Below are 23,540 nucleotides of genomic sequence, written 5' to 3'. Positions count from 1 at the left end.
TAAATGATATTAATTTATGTAACTATGAGAGACGCAGCAGGTAATGTAATATATATACACTCCCCCTCTTCAACAAGAATGTGAGTTATTTTTAATAAATGTAGACTACACTAAGCAAGGAATATTAAATCAATGTTTAGATATACCACTACAGTCAAATGGTAGAGTACAGCACTGATTGATTTATTCAACAGCTCTTTTTCCTGCCTATAATTTTGGTTTGTCAACCATAGGCTCAGCTTTGGCGCCGGTACCTTTGACAGGATCGAGGTCAGGAGCCGGAGGCGTTACTTGTTCGAAGGTCTGTTCCTGGGGCTGTTCGGCGAGTCCGGCATCGGTGACAGAGGCACAACCAGTGGACAGTGCAATAATGAAAGTAAAAGCGAGTAGTTTAGATGATCGCGATTTCATAAGAATATAGATGTATAGTTGCAGTTTGCTTAGTGTGGTCTTATTGAGAATTAAAGCTTTGGTTTGTCAACCATAGGCTCAGCTTTGGCGCCGGTACCTTTGACAGGATCGAGGTCAGGAGCCGGAGGCGTTACCTGTTCGATGGTCTGTTCCTGGGGCTGTTCGGCGAGTCCGGCATCGGTGACAGAGGCACAACCAGTGGCCAATGCAATAATGAAAGTAAAAGCGAGTAGTTTAGATGAGAGCGATTTCATAAGAATATAGATGTATGATTTTAGTTTGCTTAGTGTGTGGTCTTATTGAGAATTAAAGCTTTGGTTTGTCAACCATAGGCTCAGCTTTGGCGCCGGTGCCTTTGACAGGATCGAGGTCAGGAGCAGGAGGTGTTACCTGTTCGATGGTCTGTTCCTGGGGCTGTTCGGCGAGTCCGGCATCGGTGACAGAGGCACAACCAGTGGCCAGTGCAATAATGAAAGTAAAAGCGAGTAGTTTAGATGAGAGCGATTTCATAAGAATATAGATGTATAGTTGCAGTTTGCTTAGTGTGGTCTTATTGAGAATTAAAGCTTTGGTTTGTCAACCATAGGCTCAGCTTTGGCGCCGGTACCTTTGACAGGATCGAGGTCAGGAGCAGGAGGTGTTACCTGTTCGATGGTCTGTTCCTGGGGCTGTTCGGCGAGTCCGGCATCGGTGACAGAGGCACAACCAGTGGCCAGTGCAATAATGAAAGTAAAAGCGAGTAGTTTAGATGAGAGCGATTTCATAAGAATATAGATGTATAGTTGCAGTTTGCTTAGTGTGGTCTTATTGAGAATTAAAGCTTTGGTTTGTCAACCATAGGCTCAGCTTTGGCGCCGGTACCTTTGACAGGATCGAGGTCAGGAGCCGGAGGCGTTACCTGTTCGATGGTCTGTTCCTGGGGCTGTTCGGCGAGTCCGGCATCGGTGACAGAGGCACAACCAGTGGCCAATGCAATAATGAAAGTAAAAGCGAGTAGTTTAGATGAGAGCGATATCATAAGAATATAGATGTATAGTTGCAGTTCGCTTAGTGTGGTCTTATTGAGAATTAAAGCTTTGGTTTGTCAACCATAGGCTCAGCTTTGGCGCCGGTACCTTTGACAGGATCGAGGTCAGGAGCAGGAGGTGTTACCTGTTCGATGGTCTGTTCCTGGGGCTGTTCGGCGAGTCCGGCATCGGTGACAGATGCACAACCGGTGGCCAATGCAACAATACAAGTGAGAGCGAGAAATTTTTTAGATAGCTTTTCCATGAGAGTAAAGGTCTTGATTTAATGATTTTGGCTATTTGTCGTTAGAAAGGTTAAAAAGCTGCTTTTATTCAACTTTTAACTATACCCTTCCTTGAATAGAGATATTTTAGTAACCCGTTTGTTACAAATAAAAATCGATCCCGTACTTTTTTAAGCGGCAATAATTTATTTGTAACATGTATAGATTATAATATTTTCATTAAGATTTATTAACGAACTATTCTTGTGTTAAAGAGCTATATATTCTCTTTTTGTTACGTTATTTTATTTAAATAGATTATAAAAAGTTAACAATGTTAATTTTGCGTAAAATATTTTAAGTATTATTAACTAGAAAAAGATATACTCTAGAGTACTCTTTTAGCTGAATAGCTATTAGAAACAAGAATTTGTATACTGAATTTACTGCAAAGAAGGGCAGTGCGGAGAAAGGAAATCATCTAAACATACGCAGGCTACAGACACCATTGAATACTGACAGACTAGACTATTCGGAATTAGTTTTTGCTCTCCAGGAAAACAGGGATGGCAAGGCCAATGAAATACTTGAAGAAGTATTACCTAGGCTGAAAGACTATCTGAAAGTTACAATGAATGCCACTGAACAGGAAGCCGAAGAATGTACACAACAGGCCTTTATTAACGTATATGAGCAGATTTTAAAGGATAATATTCGAAAAGAGAAATATATTTTCAGTTATTTAATACGTGCCTGCCGGAATGAATATTTAAGTTATGCCAAGAATCAGCACCGATTCAACTCGCCTATTGATGAAAATCTGCATCACTTTGTAGAACCGGCCGAACAGATTACCAATCTTCTGGATGAAGACAAACAGCGCATACTAGAGGAGTGCCTCGATATGCTTCAGGATGATGAACGGGAATTAATTGAGTACTTTATCGACAATCCTGATGCCACTACAAAAGAGGTGAGTAAAGTCTTCAACATCTCAGGAGCCAATGTGCGAACAAGGAAGTCACGAATCACCAGCCGGCTGCATCACTGCTTCAAGCGCAAGTGGAAAGAGTAACGGTTTCAAGCCTAGTTCAGAATTTCCTGCTATACCTATCAACATCTATCCAACTCGTTTCAAATCAAAGAGGTATGGTTACGGAGATGGCATTGGCTGAAATGGATAAATTGTCCATCAGGTTGAATAATTTTTCATTGTGAGTCCGGTTCAACCCGTAGAGTATCCCATCGAAAACTAAAAGAAATCCTCCCTGAAGAATTAAGGAGGGTCCGTAACCGAGCAGCCTGTTATTATCTTTTCGGATACCTTTTTCCCATAAAAAAGCACCGGTTGCGATATAGCCCACATCCAAACCTATATTCAGTAAAAGAATATTTTCTAGTGATTTAGCTTCCCGCATGCTTTGTGCAAGGCTAAAAGAGGCCGGGTCGGTATGCAGATAATTATAGTAGGCAAAGGCCCCGATGGAAAGATTGACCAGGTTCCATGCTGCATTCATCTGATGGAAGTATTTGGTTTTTCCGCCGGTTCTGAAGTAACCATAACTGCCAATGGCAATGTTTCCAAGCGCCCACCCGGACAGTACCAGCATTCCGGTCTTGTTAAGGTTTAAACGATCTTGGTTATATAACTCCAGTTCGCCGGACAAATTTTGAGCTAACGCATCCGAGGCAAAAAAGATAATGGCAGACACAGTTAATAATAGAAAGAGACTATTTAGAGAAATTACAGTCCTGTGATGAGTTTGTGTCATAAAATATTCAATTGGTATTCATGTCAAGTATTTGAGAATCAGCTATGGTATAAACTTTTTCTCCTTTTCGCGGTTCAATAACATGTGTACCGGTAAACTGACCAAAGGCCGGAAGAATTCCTTCATTGGTGCCAAAATAAAAACAGGGTAGCTTCAGAGATTGCCTGCCTTTTCCTCTTAGACGCACGGCCGGATGTATATGACCGCTCAAGACATAATTGTCGGAAGTATTGTTATCTGATGGCAATTGATTGAGATCGTGAATCATAAGAAAAGGTCCAACAGTCAGCTTTTTAAAGAGATTGATATGAGATGAGTGATAGGCTGAGCTGGGAAGAATATCGTGATTGCCAATCACAAGACTGACTTCCAATTTTAGGTGTTTTTTTCTCCAAGTCTGGAACTGCTCCCATTCTTTGTTGGCTCGGCTGTGAAATAGATCACCTAAGATAACTAAGTGCTCAGGTTCAACCTTCTGAACCAGCCGGTTCATTTTATCAATATTGGAACTATTAACATCACCGGGTACCGGGATACCGTTCTTTCTGAAATGTCCGGATTTACCGATATGAAGATCGGCAATTATTAGAATCTTTTTCTTTTGCCAGTAGATTGCTTTTTCAGGAAGCAGCCAGAACCTGCAGTGTTGGATATGTATGGCTTTCGCATTTTTTATCATAGCGGAAAAAGGTAAAAACTGCTTATAGCTGATTCAATTTTTTGCTGCAGATTTGCACAAATATTTTTATGTGTCTTAATATGCGTGAACGATTGTTATGGTCTAATGACTGTAGTTCCTTCATTATATCCGTGGAAATCTGCGGCCTAAAACCTAAACATGCTTCTCTAATTGTACCTGCATTTTTTGAATACGGTCCACCAGTTTTTCTGAACTGAGTCGCTCTCGTAACCGGTCAACCATTATCGGGAATGCAAAAGGTGTGAAACGTTCCGGATACTTAAAATTGATCTCCTGATTCTGAATGCGCTTTAAGGCTTTTCTAAGCCGAACTTCATCCAGCTGGTAAGAGAGCACCTCATCATAGGCCTGCTGTAGTAGCAGGTTATCCGGTTCATACTCATCAAAAACATCAAAAAAGAGTCCGGATGACATCTGGAGATGCCTGCTGGCTTTCTTTTGTCCGGGGAAACCCTGGAAGATCAGACCTGAGATCTGACAAATTTCACGAAATCGATGTTTGGCAATTTCAGTGTCATTCAAACTGGAAAAGATATCTTTTACCAGATCCGTGTCTGAAAACAGATCATTTTTTAATGCTTCTTCAATGGGTATCTCTTTATCCGAGAGCAGCTCAAAACCGTAATCATTCATGGCAATGGAAAAGGTAATTGGGATGATTTTAGAAATACGGTAGGCCAGCAAAGCCGACATCCCTTCATGCACATATCGTCCCTCGAAAGGGTAGATAAAGACATGGCACCCTTCATTGGAATACGTTTTTTCTATTAAAAGCTCATCCTCATCGGGCAGGCTTGACCAGTCCTGCTGAACATCAAGGATTGGCTGTATGGTTTTCAGTTCAATATCATCCGTTGTACCATCAATTGCTTCATGTAATTTATGCCGCAGGAGGGCAGACATATTGGAAGAGAGCGACATCCTCCCGCCCATCCAGCTGGGGACTTTTGCCTTGGAGGTGTTTGCTCTTCGTACATAGGCTGTCATATCCTTGATGCGAACCAGCTCCAATGCTCTGCCGGCAAACCAAAAGGTATCACCGGGATTCATTTTTGTAATGAACCACTCTTCAATGCCGCCCAAAGAAGCACCTTTTAAATATTTCACCTTCATCATGGTGTCACTGGCAATGGTACCTATAGACATACGATGACGTCGGATAATCCTTGTGTCTTTTACCTTATAGAGTCCGTCTTCCTCAACAACTTTTGAATATTCATCATATCGTGTCAGTGATTTCCCACCTGTTATCAAGAAATCTAGGATCCAGTTCCACTCTTTTTCATTGAGCGTTTGATAGGCAAATGTGCTCTTTATTTCCCTGAAGAGTTCGTCCGGCTTGAACCCATCCGATATGCCAAGTGTCACTATGTACTGGATGAGCACGTCATAGGGCTTAAGAATTGGATCTCGACTTTCCATCGTAGTTTTGGAATGAGCCGCACTTTTCAGAGCCGCTGCTTCTATGAGCTCCAGGGCGTTGGTAGGTACAAAATAAATCCGGCTGGTAGAACCGGGCTGATGTCCGCTGCGACCCGCCCGCTGAAGAAAGCGTGCAACCCCTTTAGGGCTCCCGACTTGAACTACCGTTTCAACCGGAGCGAAATCAACTCCCAGGTCAAGGCTGGAGGTGCAAACCACCGCTTTGAGCATATCCTCATGTAGCGACTCTTCCACCCAGTTTCGGATTTTTTTACTGAGGGATCCGTGATGAAGCGCAATGGATCCGGCGAGGTCAGGTTTGGCATCAAGTAGCTTCTGGAACCAGACTTCCGACTGGGATCTGGTGTTAGTAAAGATCAGGGTAGAGCGGCTGTTCTCGATGATCGGAATAACTTTGTGCAACAAACGTGTTCCCAGGTGTCCCGACCAGGGAAATTTTTCAACATCATCGGGAAGAACCGAATGGACTTCCAGCTTCTTTTCAACATTGGCTTTTATAATAACGGCATCTTCCTTGTCAGCATCCGAACCGAGAAGCACATCCAAGGCCTCTTGCAGGTTGCCGATAGTTGCCGATATTCCCCAAATCTGGAGATCATCTTTTAGGTGCTTCAGACGAGAAAGCGCCAGTTCGGTTTGGGTCCCTCTCTTTGATCCTAATAACTCATGCCATTCATCAATGATTACCGTACCAAGATCTTCGAAGTAACGTGGATACTTCTTTTGCGCCATAAGAATGTGCATGCTTTCCGGGGTCGTGATAAGTACCTCAGGCATCTGCTTCTTAAGCTGCTGTTTCTTCTTTGTACTCACATCTCCGGTTCGCCGTGCCACACTCCATGGGATCTCCATTTCATCCAGAACCCGCTGCAGAGCCTGCTCGATATCTTTGGCCAGCGCCCTGAGTGGGGTGATCCATAAGAGCTTCAATCCATTATCTGCGAGCTCTTTATAGGTCTCCGGGTGTTCATCAATCCATTTAATGAGGGTGGGCATAAAAAGGGCGAAGGTCTTGCCGCTGCCGGTCGGTGCATTGAGCAAGCCGTTCTTTCCTTCCAGAACCACATTCCATACTTCATGCTGGTAGTCAAAGGGTTCCCAATCTTTTTGGGAGAACCATTTTTCAATTAGTTGCGAGCCGACTGAATTCATCTAAAAAGCTGTGGTTGATATCATCGCATATTTGACAAGAGAGTATAACGGAAAATTGTCAGAGATCATTTGGGAACTTTAAATCGTAGGCTAAGTGAATTCAAAATTATTTTAGGAATAACCTCACTTCTGTTTGGTGTTATCTGATAATCTAGAATACACTTGCATATCATGATAATTTATTTTAGATGAAATAGGATAAATATTACACCGAAATAAACACCGGATGGAAAAACAGTCGAAAAAAGAGTATTGGCATAAAAACCTGATGTATGTCGGCATCTTGCTGAGTATCTGGTTCCTGGTCTCTTATGTCTTCGGGATATTCTTAGTGGAAGAGCTAAATCAAATACAGATGGGTGGTTTTAAACTGGGTTTTTGGTTTGCGCAACAGGGGTCCATCTATGTGTTTGTAATTCTGATTTTCATCTATGTCTGGCTGATGAATCGCCTTGACAAAAAATTTGGTGTCCATGAAGATTAATCAGCAAATGAGCTTATAACTACTAGACTGCAAATAATCGTGTTGCCAGTCAAGAGTAGGTCTTTCTTTGAGGACCTGCTCATTCATTTTTAACTGAAATTTTTCGGAATAAATATCCGACCAAGTAATACTTCCAGATATAACATCCAACAAATAGCTTATGGATATTCAGACATGGACCTATATTATAGTCGGTATAACTTTCGCCTTGTATATCGGAATTGCGTTTTGGTCGAAAGTTGGGTCAACGAGTGATTTTTATATTGCCGGAAGTCGAGTTTCGCCACTGGCTAATGGAATGGCTACAGCCGCCGACTGGATGTCTGCCGCTTCATTTATATCGATGGCGGGTTTAATTGCCTTCATGGGGTATGATGGGGCTGTGTATCTAATGGGATGGACCGGTGGGTATGTATTGCTGGCTTTACTGCTTGCACCTTATCTCCGGAAGTTTGGGAAATTTACCGTACCGGATTTTATTGGAGATCGGTATTACTCTAATTGGGCTCGTACCGTTGCGGTGATCTGTGCAATAATAGTTTCCTTCACATATGTTGCCGGACAGATGCGTGGCGTTGGAGTTGTTTTCGCTCGTTTTCTGGAAGTTCCTATTGACCTGGGAGTGTTAATTGGAATGGCCATCGTCTTTTTTTACGCGGTGCTGGGAGGGATGAAAGGTATTACCTATACCCAGGTTGCACAGTATTGCATTCTTATCTTTGCCTATATGGTACCGGCCTTTTTCATCTCAATTCAGCTGACCGGTGTGGTATTACCTCAAATTGGATTCGGGAGTACTCTTGCTGATGGATCCGGGACCTATTTATTACAAAAACTGAACCAGCTTAATCTTGAGTTGGGCTTTGCCGAATATACCTCTGGTTCAAAATCAATGATCGACGTATTTGCCATTACCTTTGCTTTAATGGTAGGTACGGCTGGTCTTCCTCATGTCATAGTGCGCTTTTTTACGGTTCCCAGGGTTCGTGATGCTCGAAAATCCGTTGGCTATGCTCTGCTTTTTATTGCTATTCTATATACTACGGCACCTGCTATTGCTGCTTTCGCACGCGTTAATCTCATTGAAACTGTTTCAACGGAAGAATACGAAGATGTACCCGAGTGGTTCAGTAATTGGGAACAGACCGGCTTGATTACGTTTACAGATAAAAACAAGGACGGACGAATAAAATATGTTGCTGATGAACAACAAAATGAACTGAATATCGATCGCGATATTATGGTTTTGGCAAATCCGGAAATTGCCAATCTGCCAAACTGGATTGTTGCTTTGGTGGCGGCAGGGGGATTAGCAGCTGCTCTCTCAACAGCTGCAGGTTTGCTGCTTGTAATATCTACAAGTATTTCTCATGACTTGATTAAAAAACAGATAAATCCGGATATATCTGAAAAAGGGGAATTGGTGTGGGCACGTCTGGCTGCAGGTTTTGCTGTTCTGGTCGCCGGTTATTTCGGCATTAATCCACCTGGTTTTGTAGCAGCTACAGTGGCTCTTGCATTCGGACTTGCGGCCGCATCATTTTTCCCTGCCATTATTCTAGGTATTTTTGATAAACGAATGAATCGACAGGGTGCAATCAGCGGTATGGTTATTGGAATCGTGTTGATGTTATTTTACATGGTAAAATACAAGCTGGGACTATTGGGGGGCGGTACGCAGGAAGACTGGTGGTTTGGCATTTCACCGGAAGGGTTCGGGACTGTAGCGATGTTTGTAAATCTCTTCTTCTCGATCCTGATATCACGAATGACTATGGATCCGCCGGAAGAAGTGCAGCAGATGGTCGAAGATATACGATCACCCGGGAAATTAGAGTAAGAAAATGATAACCTTTTACATTATTAGGTCTTGCTAAATAAATATTACCCGACAAGAAGTATTTAAAACTTGATTATAAATCTGAATTAATTAACATAACAGATCAATATATATCGATTTAATGATAACCTCATCAAAAAGGAATACCTATGTGGCTGAATATAAAATCATTTGACGAGTATAAAGAGGTATACAAAAACAGTGTCGAAGATCCTGAAAAATTCTGGGAGGAATATGCCGGTACGTTTTATTGGCGCAAGCACTGGGATAAAACTCACAGCGGTAGTTTTGAAGAAGGCAACGTCAAATGGTTTGAAGGCGGCAAGTTAAATATTGTTGAAAATTGCCTGGACAGGCATCTGGATACCATGGGAAATAAGACAGCATTTATCTTTGAACCCAACCACCCGGATTCCTTTCGCAGAACGATTTCATACCGGCAGCTCCATGAAGATGTGTGTCGTTTTGCCAATGTGCTTGAAGAAAAAGGAATTACAAAGGGAGATCGCGTGGCCATCTACATGGCGATGACTCCCGAACTGGCCATTGCCACTTTGGCATGCGCAAGGATAGGTGCGGTGCACTCTATTGTATTTGCCGGATTTTCAGCCCAGTCTCTGGCCGAACGTATACGGGATTGTGATGCAAAGATGCTCATTACCAATGACGGACTCCGCCGGGGAGATAAACACGTTCCGCTGAAAGATATTTCTGATGAAGCCTTGGAGAGCTGTCCGACCGTTGAAAAGGTTATCGTTTGCCAGCGTACGAACAGGGACATCAGCTGGGTGGAAGGGCGCGACGAGTGGTGGCATATGCTAATCAGAAATGCTTCCAAAAAGCACGAAGCCGTTGAAATGGATGCCGAGGATCCACTCTTTATTTTATATACATCCGGCTCAACGGGCAAGCCCAAAGGACAGGTGCATACCTGTGGCGGCTACATGATTTACACCAGCTACAGCTTACGAAATGTATTTCAGATTGAGGAAGAAGATGTTTACTGGTGTACCGCTGATGCCGGCTGGATTACCGGGCACTCCTATATTATATACGGGCCTTTACTCAACGGTGTATCCGGAATCATTTTCGAAGGGACGCCAACCTATCCCGATCCGGGCAGGTTCTGGGAGGTTTGTGAAAAGTATGAAGTAACCCATTTTTACACGGCTCCGACAGCCATACGTGCACTGATGAAGGAGGATATCGAGTATGTAGATAAATACGACCTGAGTTCTCTAAAAGTACTGGGTACGGTTGGTGAGCCAATCAACGAAGAAGCGTGGCACTGGTATGATGAGGAGATCGGAAACGGGGAATGCCCGATTGTTGATACTTGGTGGCAAACGGAAACGGGAGGAATTATGATTTCTCCTCTTGCCGGTATCACCCCGACGAAACCCGGCTACGCAACATTACCACTTCCCGGCATACAACCTGCGTTAATGGACGATGAGGGCAATGAAATTAAGGATACGGAAGCCCAGGGTGACCTGGTGATCAAACACCCATGGCCCGGCATGACACGGGGTATCTGGGGAGATATGGAGCGCTATCAGGAAACCTATTTTACCAAGTATCCGGGTAACTACTTCACCGGTGACGGCTGTCGCAGAGATGAGGACGGTTTTTATCGCATCACCGGACGTGTTGATGACGTTCTAAATGTATCGGGACACCGGCTGGGTACCGCTGAAATTGAGAATGCCATTGATGAGCATCCGAAGGTGGTAGAATCAGCCGTTGTGGGTTATCCTCATGACGTAAAAGGGGAAGGAGTGTTTGCCTTTGCAATCTGCGACGATGGCATCGGAGATCCGGAGGCTTTCAAGAAAGAGATTAATGACCTGGTTTCTAAGATTATTAGTCCCATAGCAAAACCCGATAAGCTTCAAATCACCACCGGATTGCCAAAAACCCGTTCCGGTAAAATCATGCGTCGTATTCTCAGAAAAGTAGCATCCGGGGATACCGATGATTTGGGAGATACTTCAACGCTTCTGGATCCCAGTGTGGTTGAGGATATCATAAAAGGAAAGGCGTATTAAATATCGCACGGTAGGGGCGTAATATATTACGCCCCTAGAGAATCAATAATGATCTCACAGATTTAATATTGAATCACCCAACCCAGGGATAAAACAAAGATACTGCTAACCAGCAATAACAGACGAAACCGGGTGCTGGTGAACATGGGATGAAAAAATAACCCGTAACTGAGTGTATTTTTTTCAAGCCATTCGTAATAATGATTCCGGTGAAGGGATCCTAAAGCCATGGTAACATGTCCGTGTAAAATTGTGAGACAGAAGGGAAAAGAGAACAGCAAAGCTCCTGCATAGCTGATTCCAATATTGGCATTTATAAATGTGGCAATACTCAGGTAAGGAACGGCAAAGAGAACCACCAAAGGGACAGTCAAAAGCCAGTTAATCAGGCAGATTCGCTTATAGTTTTTGGGATTCAGTTCACGGTTCATTTTACTGATTGTCACCAAGCTTTTGCTTTAATAGACTCAACATCTTTAGAACTTTTCCAGAGGTATAGGTACCAGTAGAACGGCATTGCCAGTCCGTTAAGTATAATTAAAACAGTGATCCAGAGTACTTTCTTCTCCGTATCCAGGAAACCATTCTGAATGATATGGACAAAATAGAATATGCCGAGCGTCAAATATAGCAGGGTATATCCTGAAATTATGGGTACTAAATAGTTTAAGTAGGAAAGATAGAGCAGGGGATTGACAGGTGATTCCGAAAATATAAGGAACACAATCTCAAAGATGAGTAATGCTATCATAATCACCAGACCGATGAATGGCAGAAATGTCAGAATGCCTAGAACGACAGCCAGGGTCTTTGAGAGTTGCATATGAGAGTAACTAATTAAATTTGACTGGCAATCAACATCTCTATTTCGCGATACGGCATATCAAAAATATTGGATAGGGACTTTTTAGTAAGATGCTTTTTGTAAACATAGGTGCCATTACGAAGTGCGGTATTGGACCACAGGCACTCTCTGATACCTCCGGCATCGCCGATGGCCAGCAGATAGGGTACAATCACATTGTTCAATGCATAGGTAGCCGTTCGGGCAACATTTGAAGGTATATTTGGCACACAGTAGTGAATAATATCGTGCTTATTATATACCGGATTTGAGTGGGTAGTGGCTCTGCTGGTTGCGATGCATCCTCCCTGGTCAATAACAGTATCAACAATCACACTGCCCGATTTCATATTGGCCACCATAGTGTCGGTCACCCAGACGGGGGCACGTTCGCCTTCGAACATGGCAGCTCCAATGACTACATCGGCATATTGAAGAGCTGATGAGAGATACTGGTAATTCGCTGTAGCGGTTATGATACGTCGATCCAGCGCATTTTCGAGATGACGGAGACGGGCCAGGTCATTATCCATGACAAAAACCTGGGCGCCATAGCCCAATGCGGTACGCGCAGCATATTCTGCGGTGATACCGGCACCGAGTATTACCACGGTTGCGGGAGGTATTCCCGAGATACCGCCGAGCATGATGCCTTGACCGCCGTCACTTTTTTCAAGGTAATGAGCGGCAATTTGAACGGACATTGATCCGGTTATCTCGTGCATCATCCTGACAATCGGAAACTCTTTATCTTCTCCCTGTATAAACTCATAGCCAATGGCTGTAATGCATTTGCTGATGAGGATATCCATAAAGTCTTCGGTCGTATTGCCCAGGTGAAGGGCGGAGAGGAGAATGTGATTTTTTTCAAGCAGCTCGTATTCTTCCTCGGAAGGAGGAGCCACTTTGACAATCATCTCCGATTTTTTGTAGAGCTCAGTTACTCCATAGGCAATTTCGGCCCCGGCATCAGCATATTCCTGGTCCGTAAAATTAGCTTCATCACCGGCACCTTTTTCTATGAATACTTCATGACCGTTTCCCTTCAATACAGAAACGCCCCCGGGGGTAAGCGATATTCTTCGTTCGTCATGGGAAACCTCTTTGGGCAAACCGATTTTAAGCGATACCTTTGATTTGGATTTCATCAGTCGCTTTTCCAGGGTTTTAATCCCGATCTGCTCTGTTTCCAGTGGATTGATATCCATAGATTTTTCAGGAACGTTTAATGAACATTTTAAATAATTTAAATTAATAAGTTTCGCCAAGCAAAATTGGATCACAGATTTCTGTAAATGTTGAAAACTGCCTATATAGACTGTGATATTTATCCATGTTGATGGAACTATCAATTGCTTCTCATATATAATTTCCAGACTGCAAACATATACTTAATGATTCGCCCAAAGAAGAGTCTCGGCCAGCACTTTTTAACCGACCCGAATATTATTGAAAAGATCGCCTCCTCCATTCCGGCCCGGGAAGGGCACAGGGTCATTGAAATCGGTCCCGGTACCGGAGCTCTAACTGAGGCATTACTTGAACACTTTACAGATGTGCATGCTGTTGAACTGGATCAACGGGCGATAAAAGTGTTGAAGGAGAAGTTTCCTGATTTACCAATTTATCACAGTGATGTATTAGAAGTGAACTGGAATGATCTATCAATCGGTAAAGACAAGACCCATGTAGTCGGTAACCTGCCTTATTATATTACCAGTCAGATTCTTTTTACCCTGCTGGAATCACGAGATCTGCTTTCGGATGCACTGCTGATGATGCAGAAAGAGGTTGCAGAACGGATAGTGTCTGACATCAGAACAAAAGACTACGGAATTCTCAGTGTTCAGACCCAGCTGATGGCAACTCCCGAAATTCTGTTTCCGGTTTCCCGACACTGTTTCCATCCCCAGCCGAATGTAGAAAGTGCGGTGGTCAAGCTGACCTTTGATCGCGGTGCTTTGAAATGCAGTGATGCTCATCTGAAAACAGTAGTTCGTACTGCATTCAATCAGCGAAGAAAGAAATTGAGCAATGCACTTAAACCTATCATCGATAAAGATGACCTGCCTGAAGGTTTCGACTTTGACAAGAGACCGGAAGCTTGGGAGCCATACCTTTATGAAAAGTTGACAGCACGTCTTGAAGAAAGTGGCATTTTGACCTGAAAAAATAAAGGGAGCTGAAATGATCCCTACTTAAATTATGTCCTACCCCTATCGCATTACCTTTAACAGCAGGTACGAAAATAAATAATCCCTCGCCGCAAAGTTTGGTACGGTACTTGCTCTATACATAACCTTAGTGAACGAGGTATTTGAACCTCCAAGAACTTTAGTTTTACATTCTGGTTTTTACTCATTTGATGAGCTTTACCGAATCAGAAATTACCTACAACATAACAAGCAACTATTAACCTAAAATTAGGGAGTCATACTTATGGCTAAATCGAAAATAAAACCTTTAAGCGATCGCGTTTTGGTGCAGCCGGAACCTGCTGAAGAAAAAACCAGCTCCGGCATCATAATTCCCGATACTGCCAAAGAAAAACCACAGGAAGGAAAAGTGGTAGCTGCAGGTCCGGGAAAAGTTGAAAACGGAACCAAGATTGACATGTCGGTTAAAGAAGGCGATAAGGTGCTTTACGGTAAGTATTCAGGCACTGAAATCACGCTGGATGGTGAAGAATACTTGATCATGCGTGAAGCCGACATTCTTGGAATTATTGGCTAAGCAATTCTCAACGAAAAAATTAATTATAAATAAAAACAATTAGGAAAGAACTATGAGTGCAAAATTAGTTCATTACGATATGGAAGCTCGCGATGCCCTTAAGCGTGGCGTTGACAAGCTTGCAAATGCTGTCAAAGTTACCTTGGGTCCACGCGGACGCAACGTAGTAATCGAAAAATCATTTGGCTCACCGACGGTAACCAAAGACGGTGTCACGGTAGCCAAAGAAATTGAGCTTTCCAACAAACGAGAAAATATGGGAGCTCAAATGGTTAAGGAAGTTGCTTCTAAAACCAGCGATAATGCCGGTGACGGAACAACTACTGCTACCGTTCTGGCACAATCCATCATTCAAACCGGTCTGAAGAATGTTACTGCCGGCGCAAATCCGATGGAGCTGAAGCGCGGTATTGATACTGCCGTTGAAGCTATTGTTAAGGAGCTCAAGAAGATGAGCAAAGAGATCAGTGACCAGAAAGAGATTGCTCAGATTGGTACTATCTCTGCCAACAACGATGAAGCAATCGGTAACCTGATTGCCGATGCTATGGAAAAAGTTGGTAAAGACGGTGTGATTACTGTTGAAGAAGCAAAAGGTACAGAAACCTACCTTGAAACTGTTGAAGGTATGCAGTTCGATCGCGGTTACCTGTCACCTTACTTCGTGACCAATTCTGAGAACATGACCGCAGAAATGGAAGAGCCTTACATTCTGATTTTCGACAAGAAGATCAGCAATATGAAGGATCTTCTTCCTATTCTTGAAAAAGTTATCCAAACCGGCAAGCCGCTGCTGATCATCGCTGAAGATGTTGAAGGCGAAGCACTGGCAACACTGGTTGTTAACAAACTGCGCGGTTCTCTCAAGATTGCTGCTGTTAAAGCTCCTGGATTCGGAGATCGTCGCAAAGCAATGCTTGAAGACATTGCTATTCTGACTGGCGGTACCGTGATCTCTGAAGAGCGCGGCTATAAGCTTGAGAATGCTACCCTGGATTACCTGGGAACAGCCGATCGCATAAATATTGATAAAGACACTACTACTGTAGTGGGCGGTCAAGGCAAAGATGATGACATCAAAGCCCGTGTAAATCAGATCAAAGGTCAGATTGATTCTACCACTTCTGATTACGACCGTGAAAAACTGCAGGAGCGTCTTGCCAAGCTGAGTGGCGGTGTTGCCGTTCTGAATATTGGCGCAGCTTCTGAAGTAGAAATGAAAGAGAAGAAAGCCCGCGTTGAAGATGCATTGCACGCAACCCGTGCTGCTGTTGAAGAAGGAATCGTAGCCGGTGGTGGCGTTGCGCTGCTCCGTGCCCAACGTTCCCTTGATGACCTGAAAGGTGAAAATCCTGATCAGGAAGTTGGATTCAGCATAATTCGACGAGCACTTGAAGCTCCGCTTCGATGCATCGCCGACAATGCCGGTGCCGAAGGATCTATCGTGGTACAGAAAGTTAAAGAAGGCAAAGACGCCTTTGGATACAATGCACGTACCGAGAAGTTCGAAGATCTCATTAAAGCCGGTGTAATCGATCCGACTAAAGTTACACGTACAGCGCTTGAAAACGCTGCTTCCGTAGCCGGACTTATGCTGACCACCGAAGCCATCGTTTCTGACAAGCCTTCTAAAGGTGACGACGATGACGACGAAGGTCAAGGCATGCCAGGCGGCGGCGGAATGCCAGGCGGCATGGGAGGCATGGGCGGAATGGGCGGCATGATGTAAGATTGCCGTTCAACGAAGCCTCTAGCCTTCGACGCTAGAAGTATTGAGCCTCACTCTCTTTTAGGGAGTGGGGCTTTTTATTTGGCCGCAGATTTGTACAGATGGGAATAAATCGGTTTTAAATATAATTCACGATTGCAATAAGTTGGTGGGAGAATAAGCGCTATTGAATGTTGTCCAAAAGTAATAGGCGGACGCTCGCACTATTTTATATTTGAGATCATCTATTTAAGCCGCGGATTGCCATAGGCTAAAAAAGATAAGGTGCAGATAAATTTACGAACGCTATAAAGACCATACCACCATGCTGCGAGCGTCCAGCTCGTAGCATTTGAAAATATTGGTTAACTGCCAGGTCTATTGGCCGGCAGTGAAGCCTTTTTCTGCCTCTTTGGCGAGATCGAGAACGGCGCGCGTATACAGGCTACTGGGATTGTAGCGTAAAACGGCTTTTTCGAGACTTCCGGTTCGTTCCTTGAAGTAGGCCAGGTAGTTTGCTACAGACATGATATTGTTATTCATATCAAAAATGTCATCTCCAACGAACCATTTATTAATGGAATATGGAATAAACTGTCCGTATGACATGGCACCCGCATAGCTTGATTTGAGCTCAAATACATCGATATCGTTTCGCTGTACAAACTCTAATAGTTCTTTGAGCTGGGCCCTGGCAAAGTCTTCCCTGTAATCCACCACATACATGGAAACGTATGCATTGAAAGGATTATAACTGCCGATGTTTCTTCCGTAGTCGGATTCTATACCTATAATAGCGGAAATGACATATTTAGGTATACCATAAGTTTCTTCCGCTTTTTTGAGCTGATCATGATTTGCGTCAATGAATTCTGCGATCTTCTTGCTCTTCACGTCAAAACCCAAAATACGTTTGTACTCATCTATACCGCGCGATTTGCGTTCGGCTGATTTTCGAAAACGATCTCCTATCTCTTCATATATTTCAAAACGGGGATCTTTGAACAGTTCGCTAATCTGAAGTCCGTCTTTATTCAAATAGTCGGATAGGGAATTTAGATTGCTCTCATATTTTGCGTAAGTGAGGGAATCCTGCAGGCTTAAAGTGCCGTCTGGAAGAGTCTTTGAAAAGGGTCCGGCCTTACTTTCATTCAGGTTAAGAGATAAGAGTAATAGTATTAGAAATATAGACAAAAAGCCGTTTTCTTTATTGAATATCATAGTCATCTTCTCACTTTGCTAAATTTTTTAGGCCTACTATATAATAATAAAATCAGTCTATATTCAAAGTAAAATGGTGTTAGTTTTTTGTAATAGACTTAGGGATTAAGGAGCACCGCTCATCGGTTGCTTTTTTTCTTTTCTACGATAACTTGTTTGTATAGTAACACCTTAAACAAAAACGGGATGGAGGTTTGTGTTATGTACAGCAGAAGAAAGTTTATTAATCAGCTGGGTAAAGCAGGTGGAGCGGCAATGTTCGGGGCTTTTTTACTACCTGAAAAAAGCAGGGCTATAGCCACAAATCTTCAAAAACAAAACGGGAGTCCTTCAGAAATTGCTTCTGATGAAGACTTTTGGTTTGAGGTTCAGCAGGCATTTACCGTAGATCGAAGTCTGGTAAACCTCAATAATGGGGGTGTGAGTCCGGCTCCGGCCATCGTTCAGGAAGCGATGAAAGATCACTTGGATTTTTCCAATGAAGCACCGGCCTACACCATGTGGCGAATACTTGAACCCCAGCGAGAGCAGGTTCGAAAGCAATTGGCCCGCCTTTTTAATTGTGATGATGAAGAAATTGCCATAACCCGCAATGCCTCTGAAGGATTACAGATCTGTCAATTCGGTTTTGATCTCCAGCCAGGAGATGAGGTGCTTACCACCAACCAGGATTATCCACGGATGATCAATACGTTTAAACAGAGAGAGCGCAGAGAAGGAATTAAGCTCCGACAATTCAGTATTCCCGTACCGGCAGAAAATGATGAGGAGATCGTACGACTATTTGAAGAGAACATAACACCCAAGACCAGGCTTATCCTGATGTGTCACATGATTAACCTGACCGGGCAAATTCTACCGGTGAAAAAGGTGGTGCAAATGGCCCGCTCCAAAGGCATTCCGGTGATTGTAGATGGAGCTCATGCCTTCGCACACTTTGATTTTGATCATTCCGATCTGGTTTGCGACTATTACGCAACCAGTCTGCACAAATGGCTATTGGCTCCTCACGGAACAGGGATGCTTTACGTCAGGAATAACAAGATTTCGGATCTTTGGCCCTTAATGGCCGCTCCTGATGCTATGGATAACGATATTCGCAAATTTGAGGAGATAGGTACACATCCTGCGGCAAATTTTATTGCCATATCAGAGGCCGCGGCTTTTCATGAAGGGATCGGATCTGCGCGCAAAGGTGCCCGTCTGAAATATCTTACCGATTATTGGGTAGATCAGATCATTGATAATGACCGGGTGAGATTGCACACCAGCAGGGATCCCAACTTTGCCTGCGGAATAGCAAACGTAGAAATCAAGGATGTAGATTCCGGTAAACTGGGCAGTTATCTCTGGAGGAACTACCGGATTTTAGTCACGCCTATCAAACATGAAGAGTTTGAGGGCATCAGGGTTACGCCTAATGTCTATACTACGCTTCCGGAACTGGATCGTTTTGCGGACGTTATGAAAGAGGTTATCCAAAAGGGTTTACCGGAGGGATAATTCCCTCCGGCTAAGGTGATCAGATCTTTCGCAGCATTAGCCCAATTAATTCCTTTGCTACTCATTTCTGAGTTCAGGCATTTGACCTCTATAATGCCCAGCGGCATTAATATCCAGATATTCCAGCCTCTGGAAGTGGGTTTGCAGACGGCCCCAAAAATTAGTCCAGTCTCGCTTTTCTGCAGGTGACCAAACAACTTCAGAAAGGGCGGCGGCTCTTGGATAGGCCATATATTCAACCTTCCGACCGGTATGCATATATTCGGTCCAAACATTACCCTGTGCACCCAATATATGCTTTGACTCTTCTTCTGTCAGTGTATCAGGCGTGGGTTCGTAGCTATAGGTCTTCTCCAGGGTAGTAAATCCGCCTATAGCCAAAGGTTCTGTTTCAGGATCTGCCTGGTAATAATCCAGGTAAACGTGTGAAGTCGGAGTCATGACTACATCATGGCCTTGTTGGGCAGCTGCAATTCCGCCTTCAATACCGCGCCATGACATTACCGTGGCATTGGGAGCCAGACCGCCCTCGAGGATTTCATCCCATCCGATGATTTGCCGCCCTTTGCTGTTTAGAAATTGTTCAATACGCCGGATGAAATAGCTCTGCAACTCGTGTTCATCCTCCAAGCCTTCCCGTTCGATGACTTGCTGCGCCATGTCGCTATTTTCCCAGGCCGTTTTGGGTGCTTCATCGCCGCCAATGTGGATGTATTCACTGGGAAATAGGTCAATTACTTCCGTCAGCACATTTTCCAGAAAGGTAAAGGTCTCTTCGCTGGGGCAGTATATATCTTCGAAAACACCCCAGGTGGTTTGCGCCTTATAATCCTTCTCCGGTTCACAACCAAGTTCGGGATAGGCTTCGAGTGCAGCCGATGAGTGGCCTGGCATCTCAATTTCGGGAATCACGGTTATAAAACGGTCAGCAGCATACTGCACAATCTCTCTTGCTTCCTCCTGGGTATAGTATCCACCATATCGGATGCCGTCATATCTTCCCGAACCGGCTTTGCCTACAAGCGTGGAGTCGCGCCATCCTCCTACCTCAGTGAGACGAGGGTACTGCTTTATTTCAAGACGCCAGCCTTGGTCCTCTGTGAGGTGCCAATGAAAACGGTTCATCTTATGCATAGCCAGCAGATCAATATATTTTTTAAGAAAATCGACGGGAAAAAAATGACGAGCCACATCCAGGTGCATCCCCCGATATTCATACCTCGGATAATCGTTTATCTCAACTGCTGGGATCGTCCATTCGAAATTAGCCGGGATGAAACTGGGATCCTGATAGTTAATTTCAGCAGGTAATAGCTGAAGCAGTGACTGAACCCCATAAAATAATCCATGTGCAGTTCTGGCAGTAATTTTTACCTGTTCAGGAGTAACTGAAAGAGCATATCCCTCATCATGATCCGGAGATGCATCGGGTTCCAGAGATAATACAATAGAGGTGTCTGAAGGACTCAATTCAGTGGAAACATCTTTGTAGAACCAGTTGGCTGTATACAGCTTATTTGACAGGTAGTCGGCAACATGACGAAGCTCGGGAGTATTTTCTGAAATAACGATGGATGTGGAAGGAGTAAGTGTAAAATTACCATCACTTAGGGAGACACTAACCGGTTCCGGAATGATCGCTACGGTTTCCTCCGTCGTTTGTGTGCATGCAGTTGCAATAACTAGTATAAAGAGAACAAGCAGCGGGATTATGTTTTTTTCAGTGCTCATAAATAATGCGCCTTAATGTTGATGTTAAGCGGTTATGGGTAAATATTTGTGACCAAATTAAATTTTTAATTGAATTTAATTTGCCATAAAAAGACCGATTTCATTGATGGCAGGTGGAGAAAAGAACTCGTGAAATCTAATGCGTATTTCGTCGGTTGTCACTTCGTCCAATTGGAGGATCCGTTTGTAACCCACAGTGGTTTCTTCCGCAATTATCTGCCAGTTATCTTCCTTTTTTATGGATACGTCAAACTTTGAAATATTTTGACCGATCGGGATATATTCCTGAAGGCTCATAAGATTAAGTGTAACCGGCTCCTCAAAACGAAGAGTCAGCTCAGGAGTCTGGTCATCTCCGTCCGCCATCCAATAGCTGCTCCAATTCTTGTCTGATACCTTATCTGCAGAGTAGGATGGCTGAGAACTGCTTGCCTCAATATCCGTATCGGTCATAAAATCGTCACTGAAAATAGAGTCAAGCGTATCGGAGAATGCATAGAGACGTGCTACATCCGTGGGATGAAACTGTCCTGTTTTATCGGGTGGGATATTCAGCAACAATGTGCAATTGCGTCCCACTGATTTCATATAAATTTCCGTCAGCTTCTCTACCGTTTTAACTTCATTATCTTCTTCCGGATGATAAAACCAGCCGGGACGAATAGAGACATCGCATTCGCCGACTACCCAATCGGGAGCGCCGGCTTCACCACTGTTCAAATAGGGACCCTGACCCGGTTTACCGATGGTTATGGAGTCCCGATTGACTGTTGACCAGTTGGTTTTACCGGCAAACCCGTGTTCATTTCCTATCCAGCGAATATCCGGCCCTTCATCAGAAAAAATCAGGGCGTCGGGCTGAAGCTCTCTTACCGTTGACCACCACAGATCGAAATCATATTCCATATCTTTTGCACCTTCTCCTTTGGCCCCGTCAAACCATACTTCGGCAATTTCACCATAGTTTGTCAGCAGTTCACGCAGCTGATTTAGGTAAAAGGTATTGTACTCCGGGGTGCCGTAACTCTTTTCATGCATATCCCAGGGGGAGAGATAAAGACCCAAATCAATATCGTATTTGTCACAGGCCTCCGATACTTCTCTAACAATATCCCCATTTCCATCTTTATAGGGGCTTTCTGCTATATTGTGATCAGTATATTGACTTGGCCAGAGGCAAAAACCGTCGTGATGTTTGGCTGTCAGGATGAGGGTTTTAAACCCATTCTCGCTGAGTATTTTCGCCCATTGGTCCGCATTAAAATTTGTGGGATTGAAAACGCCCGGATCTTCCTCGCCGGTTCCCCATTCCCGGTTTGTAAAGGTATTGACCCCAAAGTGAACAAAAGCCACTTTCTCTTTACGCTGGTATTCAACTTGCTGAGGAGTTGGGAGGGCTCTTTCGGAACTTTTGTTTTGATTACTCGAAGACTTGCTATCGCTCTGGCACCCATGGAAGGCAAAGGGTAACAAAAATAAAGCGATCAGGAAGCATCTGGTTTTCAATTCGTATATTCTTTGAATATCCGGTTCTGACTGTATTAATCCATAATATCAAATTTGGGGAAGTTTGCAAATGGATGTTTTAAGACACTACTTATGGAGAAGAATTGAAAATATTGGTCTCAGCTTACTCGGAATAAATGAACTACAAAGATCAAGAATTTTTCTTCCGTTTTTTCTCTTTTTCAGTAAGTACCCAGTTGACGAACATAAATTCTATAGCCGCAGCTTCATAGCCTTCCCAGTTTGAGATCAATTTCTGAAAATCTTCTTCACTGATTGTATCCGGATCCTCACCATAACTCATAGCTATCCATTTGCGCAATCCCTTTTCCTCACCTTTGGATTTGTTACTGGGAAAAACGGCATCTGTTCGCTCTCTGAATAGCATCAGCTGCTGCGCAGAAGTTGGTCCGACGCCACGCACTTTCCGCATCGTATCGTAAAAAACCTGGGGCTGGCAAGTTTCCAGATGATGCAGGTTTCGCTCTCCCGAAAGGATGTCTTCGGCGAAACCGATTATAAATTCTCCTTTTCGTTTAGTGGGGCCCAGCTTGCGTATACTCATAGGGTCAGCCTTGACCAGCTGATGGGGGCGGGGCCAGGCAGGGAGACTTTTACCCTTGGCCGTAACCAGGGATCCATAGTTTTCCCGAACCTTATAAACCATTTTTTTTGCTGTAGGTTTATGAGACAACCTCATTTCAATAATACGGTTGATGGTATCTTCAAATAAGTTGGCGCGAGCCATTCGTTTCAAACCGTAGAGATCGGTTATTTTAGGTCCGAGTACCGGGTCATTTTCCACCTTTTCATAGAAAGGTCTCAAGTCTATTTTTGTGCCAAAAATCCGTGCCAGGCTTTTATTTGCTTCTTCAATCTCATCTTTACTCAGGGCCTCTGCGCTTTCAAAGTGAAACTCCGGATTGTCGGGTTCCCCGTTAAAAAAGGAAGTAATGATCACATCGCGGTCACCCACAGGTATCGGACGAGTAAAGCCTTCTTCAAATACTAATTCAGGATCATGCTCATGGTCAAAGTATTCTTTTATATCAAGACAGATGAACCAGTCGTGGGGTGGAATAGATTTCAGGGTCCAGTTGCTCATTTACAAACTCTATTGTTGAGATTCAGTTAAGGCATTCCTATGAAAGAATATATACATTAGAAATCAAAACATGTTTGGGAACATTCCTAGACTAATTCTTTGAATACT

At 43.7% G+C, this 23,540-nt stretch carries 24 protein-coding genes; 8 read left to right on the top strand and 16 right to left on the bottom strand.

The genetic code is table 11. The features are described 5' to 3' along the window. Nucleotides 1–207: 207 nt before the first annotated feature. The 6 genes from G3570_RS11655 to G3570_RS11630 are packed head-to-tail and all read right to left on the bottom strand — an operon-like array spanning nucleotide 208 to nucleotide 1,683. Complete coding sequence (locus tag G3570_RS11655; RefSeq protein WP_165142466.1) at nucleotides 208–411, bottom strand: hypothetical protein; 204 nt, start codon at nucleotides 409–411, stop codon at nucleotides 208–210. A gap of 50 nt (nucleotides 412–461) precedes the next feature. Then, a complete protein-coding gene (locus G3570_RS11650; protein ID WP_165142464.1) occupies nucleotides 462–665 on the bottom strand; it encodes a hypothetical protein in 204 nt (67 codons plus the stop codon). Nucleotides 666–717: 52 nt separating this feature from the next. Next, nucleotides 718–921, bottom strand: coding sequence for a hypothetical protein (locus G3570_RS11645; protein WP_165142464.1), 204 nt, complete (start codon nucleotides 919–921; stop codon nucleotides 718–720). 50 nt (nucleotides 922–971) lie between these two features. Then, nucleotides 972–1,175 (bottom strand): hypothetical protein, encoded by a 204-nt coding sequence (locus tag G3570_RS11640; protein WP_165142464.1) that lies wholly within the window; start codon nucleotides 1,173–1,175, stop codon nucleotides 972–974. 50 nt (nucleotides 1,176–1,225) lie between these two features. After that, nucleotides 1,226–1,429 carry a hypothetical protein gene (locus tag G3570_RS11635; protein ID WP_165142462.1) on the bottom strand — a complete coding sequence of 68 codons (204 nt, stop codon included), beginning with the start codon at nucleotides 1,427–1,429 and terminating at the stop codon, nucleotides 1,226–1,228. A 50-nt stretch (nucleotides 1,430–1,479) separates the two neighbouring features. Continuing rightward, the gene (locus tag G3570_RS11630) at nucleotides 1,480–1,683 is read right to left on the bottom strand and encodes a hypothetical protein (RefSeq protein WP_165142460.1); all 204 of its coding nucleotides are present in this window, start codon (nucleotides 1,681–1,683) and stop codon (nucleotides 1,480–1,482) included. A gap of 389 nt (nucleotides 1,684–2,072) precedes the next feature. Here G3570_RS11630 and G3570_RS11625 point away from each other — a divergent pair, with 389 nt between their 5' ends. After that, on the top strand, nucleotides 2,073–2,717 hold the full coding sequence (locus G3570_RS11625; RefSeq protein ID WP_249067005.1) for an RNA polymerase sigma factor: 645 nt from the start codon (nucleotides 2,073–2,075) through the stop codon (nucleotides 2,715–2,717). A 64-nt stretch (nucleotides 2,718–2,781) separates the two neighbouring features. On the opposite strand, the gene G3570_RS11620 is transcribed toward G3570_RS11625, so the two are convergent. The 3 genes from G3570_RS11620 to G3570_RS11610 form a co-directional block, all read right to left on the bottom strand. Beyond that, nucleotides 2,782–3,354: a DUF6992 family protein gene (locus tag G3570_RS11620; protein ID WP_165142458.1), complete on the bottom strand. Its 573-nt coding sequence runs from the start codon at nucleotides 3,352–3,354 to the stop codon at nucleotides 2,782–2,784. 67 nt (nucleotides 3,355–3,421) lie between these two features. Then, complete coding sequence (gene pdeM / locus G3570_RS11615) at nucleotides 3,422–4,093, bottom strand: ligase-associated DNA damage response endonuclease PdeM (RefSeq protein ID WP_165142456.1); 672 nt, start codon at nucleotides 4,091–4,093, stop codon at nucleotides 3,422–3,424. A gap of 153 nt (nucleotides 4,094–4,246) precedes the next feature. Then, nucleotides 4,247–6,709 carry a ligase-associated DNA damage response DEXH box helicase gene (locus G3570_RS11610; protein ID WP_165142454.1) on the bottom strand — a complete coding sequence of 821 codons (2,463 nt, stop codon included), beginning with the start codon at nucleotides 6,707–6,709 and terminating at the stop codon, nucleotides 4,247–4,249. A gap of 226 nt (nucleotides 6,710–6,935) precedes the next feature. On the opposite strand from G3570_RS11610, the gene G3570_RS11605 reads away from it, so the two are divergent. From G3570_RS11605 to acs, 3 genes are all read left to right on the top strand, one after another. Continuing rightward, nucleotides 6,936–7,193: a DUF4212 domain-containing protein gene (locus G3570_RS11605; RefSeq protein WP_165142452.1), complete on the top strand. Its 258-nt coding sequence runs from the start codon at nucleotides 6,936–6,938 to the stop codon at nucleotides 7,191–7,193. Between the two features lie 160 nt (nucleotides 7,194–7,353). Continuing rightward, nucleotides 7,354–9,033 (top strand): sodium:solute symporter family protein, encoded by a 1,680-nt coding sequence (locus tag G3570_RS11600; protein WP_165142450.1) that lies wholly within the window; start codon nucleotides 7,354–7,356, stop codon nucleotides 9,031–9,033. 149 nt (nucleotides 9,034–9,182) lie between these two features. Continuing rightward, nucleotides 9,183–11,081 (top strand): acetate--CoA ligase, encoded by a 1,899-nt coding sequence (gene acs / locus G3570_RS11595; protein ID WP_165142448.1) that lies wholly within the window; start codon nucleotides 9,183–9,185, stop codon nucleotides 11,079–11,081. A 62-nt stretch (nucleotides 11,082–11,143) separates the two neighbouring features. Here the strand turns inward: acs and G3570_RS11590 are convergent, their stop codons facing one another. Genes G3570_RS11590 through G3570_RS11580 form a run of 3 tightly spaced genes read right to left on the bottom strand, consistent with a single transcriptional unit; the run spans nucleotide 11,144 to nucleotide 13,133 of the window. Continuing rightward, complete coding sequence (locus G3570_RS11590; RefSeq protein ID WP_165142446.1) at nucleotides 11,144–11,512, bottom strand: hypothetical protein; 369 nt, start codon at nucleotides 11,510–11,512, stop codon at nucleotides 11,144–11,146. 11 nt (nucleotides 11,513–11,523) lie between these two features. Further along, nucleotides 11,524–11,904: a hypothetical protein gene (locus G3570_RS11585; RefSeq protein WP_165142444.1), complete on the bottom strand. Its 381-nt coding sequence runs from the start codon at nucleotides 11,902–11,904 to the stop codon at nucleotides 11,524–11,526. A 14-nt stretch (nucleotides 11,905–11,918) separates the two neighbouring features. Continuing rightward, the gene (locus tag G3570_RS11580) at nucleotides 11,919–13,133 is read right to left on the bottom strand and encodes an alanine dehydrogenase (RefSeq protein ID WP_165142442.1); all 1,215 of its coding nucleotides are present in this window, start codon (nucleotides 13,131–13,133) and stop codon (nucleotides 11,919–11,921) included. Between the two features lie 186 nt (nucleotides 13,134–13,319). On the opposite strand from G3570_RS11580, the gene rsmA reads away from it, so the two are divergent. From rsmA to groL, 3 genes are all read left to right on the top strand, one after another. Next, nucleotides 13,320–14,093, top strand: coding sequence for a 16S rRNA (adenine(1518)-N(6)/adenine(1519)-N(6))-dimethyltransferase RsmA (gene rsmA / locus G3570_RS11575; RefSeq protein WP_165142440.1), 774 nt, complete (start codon nucleotides 13,320–13,322; stop codon nucleotides 14,091–14,093). A 271-nt stretch (nucleotides 14,094–14,364) separates the two neighbouring features. Then, nucleotides 14,365–14,658, top strand: coding sequence for a co-chaperone GroES (gene groES / locus G3570_RS11570; protein ID WP_165142438.1), 294 nt, complete (start codon nucleotides 14,365–14,367; stop codon nucleotides 14,656–14,658). 52 nt (nucleotides 14,659–14,710) lie between these two features. Then, nucleotides 14,711–16,387, top strand: a complete 1,677-nt coding sequence (groL, locus tag G3570_RS11565; RefSeq protein WP_165142436.1) for a chaperonin GroEL — start codon at nucleotides 14,711–14,713, stop codon at nucleotides 16,385–16,387. 357 nt (nucleotides 16,388–16,744) lie between these two features. Here groL and G3570_RS11560 read toward each other — a convergent pair whose 3' ends face one another. Next, nucleotides 16,745–17,587, bottom strand: a complete 843-nt coding sequence (locus G3570_RS11560) for a lytic murein transglycosylase (RefSeq protein WP_165142434.1) — start codon at nucleotides 17,585–17,587, stop codon at nucleotides 16,745–16,747. Between the two features lie 201 nt (nucleotides 17,588–17,788). Here G3570_RS11560 and G3570_RS11555 point away from each other — a divergent pair, with 201 nt between their 5' ends. Continuing rightward, nucleotides 17,789–19,090 (top strand): aminotransferase class V-fold PLP-dependent enzyme, encoded by a 1,302-nt coding sequence (locus tag G3570_RS11555; protein WP_165142432.1) that lies wholly within the window; start codon nucleotides 17,789–17,791, stop codon nucleotides 19,088–19,090. Between the two features lie 57 nt (nucleotides 19,091–19,147). On the opposite strand, the gene G3570_RS11550 is transcribed toward G3570_RS11555, so the two are convergent. The 3 genes from G3570_RS11550 to G3570_RS11540 all read right to left on the bottom strand — a co-directional run bounded on the left by G3570_RS11550 (nucleotide 19,148) and on the right by G3570_RS11540 (nucleotide 23,432). Continuing rightward, nucleotides 19,148–20,821 carry a beta-N-acetylhexosaminidase gene (locus G3570_RS11550; protein ID WP_165142430.1) on the bottom strand — a complete coding sequence of 558 codons (1,674 nt, stop codon included), beginning with the start codon at nucleotides 20,819–20,821 and terminating at the stop codon, nucleotides 19,148–19,150. A 75-nt stretch (nucleotides 20,822–20,896) separates the two neighbouring features. After that, nucleotides 20,897–22,327 carry an alpha-L-fucosidase gene (locus G3570_RS11545; RefSeq protein ID WP_165142428.1) on the bottom strand — a complete coding sequence of 477 codons (1,431 nt, stop codon included), beginning with the start codon at nucleotides 22,325–22,327 and terminating at the stop codon, nucleotides 20,897–20,899. 151 nt (nucleotides 22,328–22,478) lie between these two features. Beyond that, complete coding sequence (locus G3570_RS11540) at nucleotides 22,479–23,432, bottom strand: DNA-3-methyladenine glycosylase family protein (RefSeq protein ID WP_165142426.1); 954 nt, start codon at nucleotides 23,430–23,432, stop codon at nucleotides 22,479–22,481. Nucleotides 23,433–23,540: the final 108 nt, after the last annotated feature.

Source organism: Halalkalibaculum roseum (assembly GCF_011059145.1).
Taxonomy (GTDB): domain Bacteria; phylum Bacteroidota; class Rhodothermia; order Balneolales; family Balneolaceae; genus Halalkalibaculum; species Halalkalibaculum roseum.
The sequence above is the reverse complement of the archived record's forward strand: the minus strand, read 5'-3'. Positions and strand labels throughout refer to the sequence as shown.

Excerpts from the sequence above, each read along its gene's own strand:
- G3570_RS11630 (WP_165142460.1), bottom strand. The coding sequence starts at position 1,683 with ATGGAAAAGCTATCTAAAAAATTTCTCGCTCTCACTTGTATTGTTGCA.
- groES (WP_165142438.1), top strand. The coding sequence starts at position 14,365 with ATGGCTAAATCGAAAATAAAACCTTTAAGCGATCGCGTTTTGGTGCAG.
- G3570_RS11605 (WP_165142452.1), top strand. The coding sequence starts at position 6,936 with ATGGAAAAACAGTCGAAAAAAGAGTATTGGCATAAAAACCTGATGTAT.
- G3570_RS11610 (WP_165142454.1), bottom strand. The coding sequence starts at position 6,709 with ATGAATTCAGTCGGCTCGCAACTAATTGAAAAATGGTTCTCCCAAAAA.
- G3570_RS11600 (WP_165142450.1), top strand. The coding sequence starts at position 7,354 with ATGGATATTCAGACATGGACCTATATTATAGTCGGTATAACTTTCGCC.
- G3570_RS11640 (WP_165142464.1), bottom strand. The coding sequence starts at position 1,175 with ATGAAATCGCTCTCATCTAAACTACTCGCTTTTACTTTCATTATTGCA.
- G3570_RS11635 (WP_165142462.1), bottom strand. The coding sequence starts at position 1,429 with ATGATATCGCTCTCATCTAAACTACTCGCTTTTACTTTCATTATTGCA.
- G3570_RS11590 (WP_165142446.1), bottom strand. The coding sequence starts at position 11,512 with ATGAACCGTGAACTGAATCCCAAAAACTATAAGCGAATCTGCCTGATT.
- G3570_RS11560 (WP_165142434.1), bottom strand. The coding sequence starts at position 17,587 with ATGATATTCAATAAAGAAAACGGCTTTTTGTCTATATTTCTAATACTA.
- G3570_RS11580 (WP_165142442.1), bottom strand. The coding sequence starts at position 13,133 with ATGGATATCAATCCACTGGAAACAGAGCAGATCGGGATTAAAACCCTG.
- pdeM (WP_165142456.1), bottom strand. The coding sequence starts at position 4,093 with ATGATAAAAAATGCGAAAGCCATACATATCCAACACTGCAGGTTCTGG.
- G3570_RS11555 (WP_165142432.1), top strand. The coding sequence starts at position 17,789 with ATGTACAGCAGAAGAAAGTTTATTAATCAGCTGGGTAAAGCAGGTGGA.
- G3570_RS11540 (WP_165142426.1), bottom strand. The coding sequence starts at position 23,432 with ATGAGCAACTGGACCCTGAAATCTATTCCACCCCACGACTGGTTCATC.
- acs (WP_165142448.1), top strand. The coding sequence starts at position 9,183 with ATGTGGCTGAATATAAAATCATTTGACGAGTATAAAGAGGTATACAAA.
- groL (WP_165142436.1), top strand. The coding sequence starts at position 14,711 with ATGAGTGCAAAATTAGTTCATTACGATATGGAAGCTCGCGATGCCCTT.
- G3570_RS11655 (WP_165142466.1), bottom strand. The coding sequence starts at position 411 with ATGAAATCGCGATCATCTAAACTACTCGCTTTTACTTTCATTATTGCA.
- G3570_RS11550 (WP_165142430.1), bottom strand. The coding sequence starts at position 20,821 with ATGAGCACTGAAAAAAACATAATCCCGCTGCTTGTTCTCTTTATACTA.
- rsmA (WP_165142440.1), top strand. The coding sequence starts at position 13,320 with ATGATTCGCCCAAAGAAGAGTCTCGGCCAGCACTTTTTAACCGACCCG.
- G3570_RS11650 (WP_165142464.1), bottom strand. The coding sequence starts at position 665 with ATGAAATCGCTCTCATCTAAACTACTCGCTTTTACTTTCATTATTGCA.
- G3570_RS11585 (WP_165142444.1), bottom strand. The coding sequence starts at position 11,904 with ATGCAACTCTCAAAGACCCTGGCTGTCGTTCTAGGCATTCTGACATTT.
- G3570_RS11645 (WP_165142464.1), bottom strand. The coding sequence starts at position 921 with ATGAAATCGCTCTCATCTAAACTACTCGCTTTTACTTTCATTATTGCA.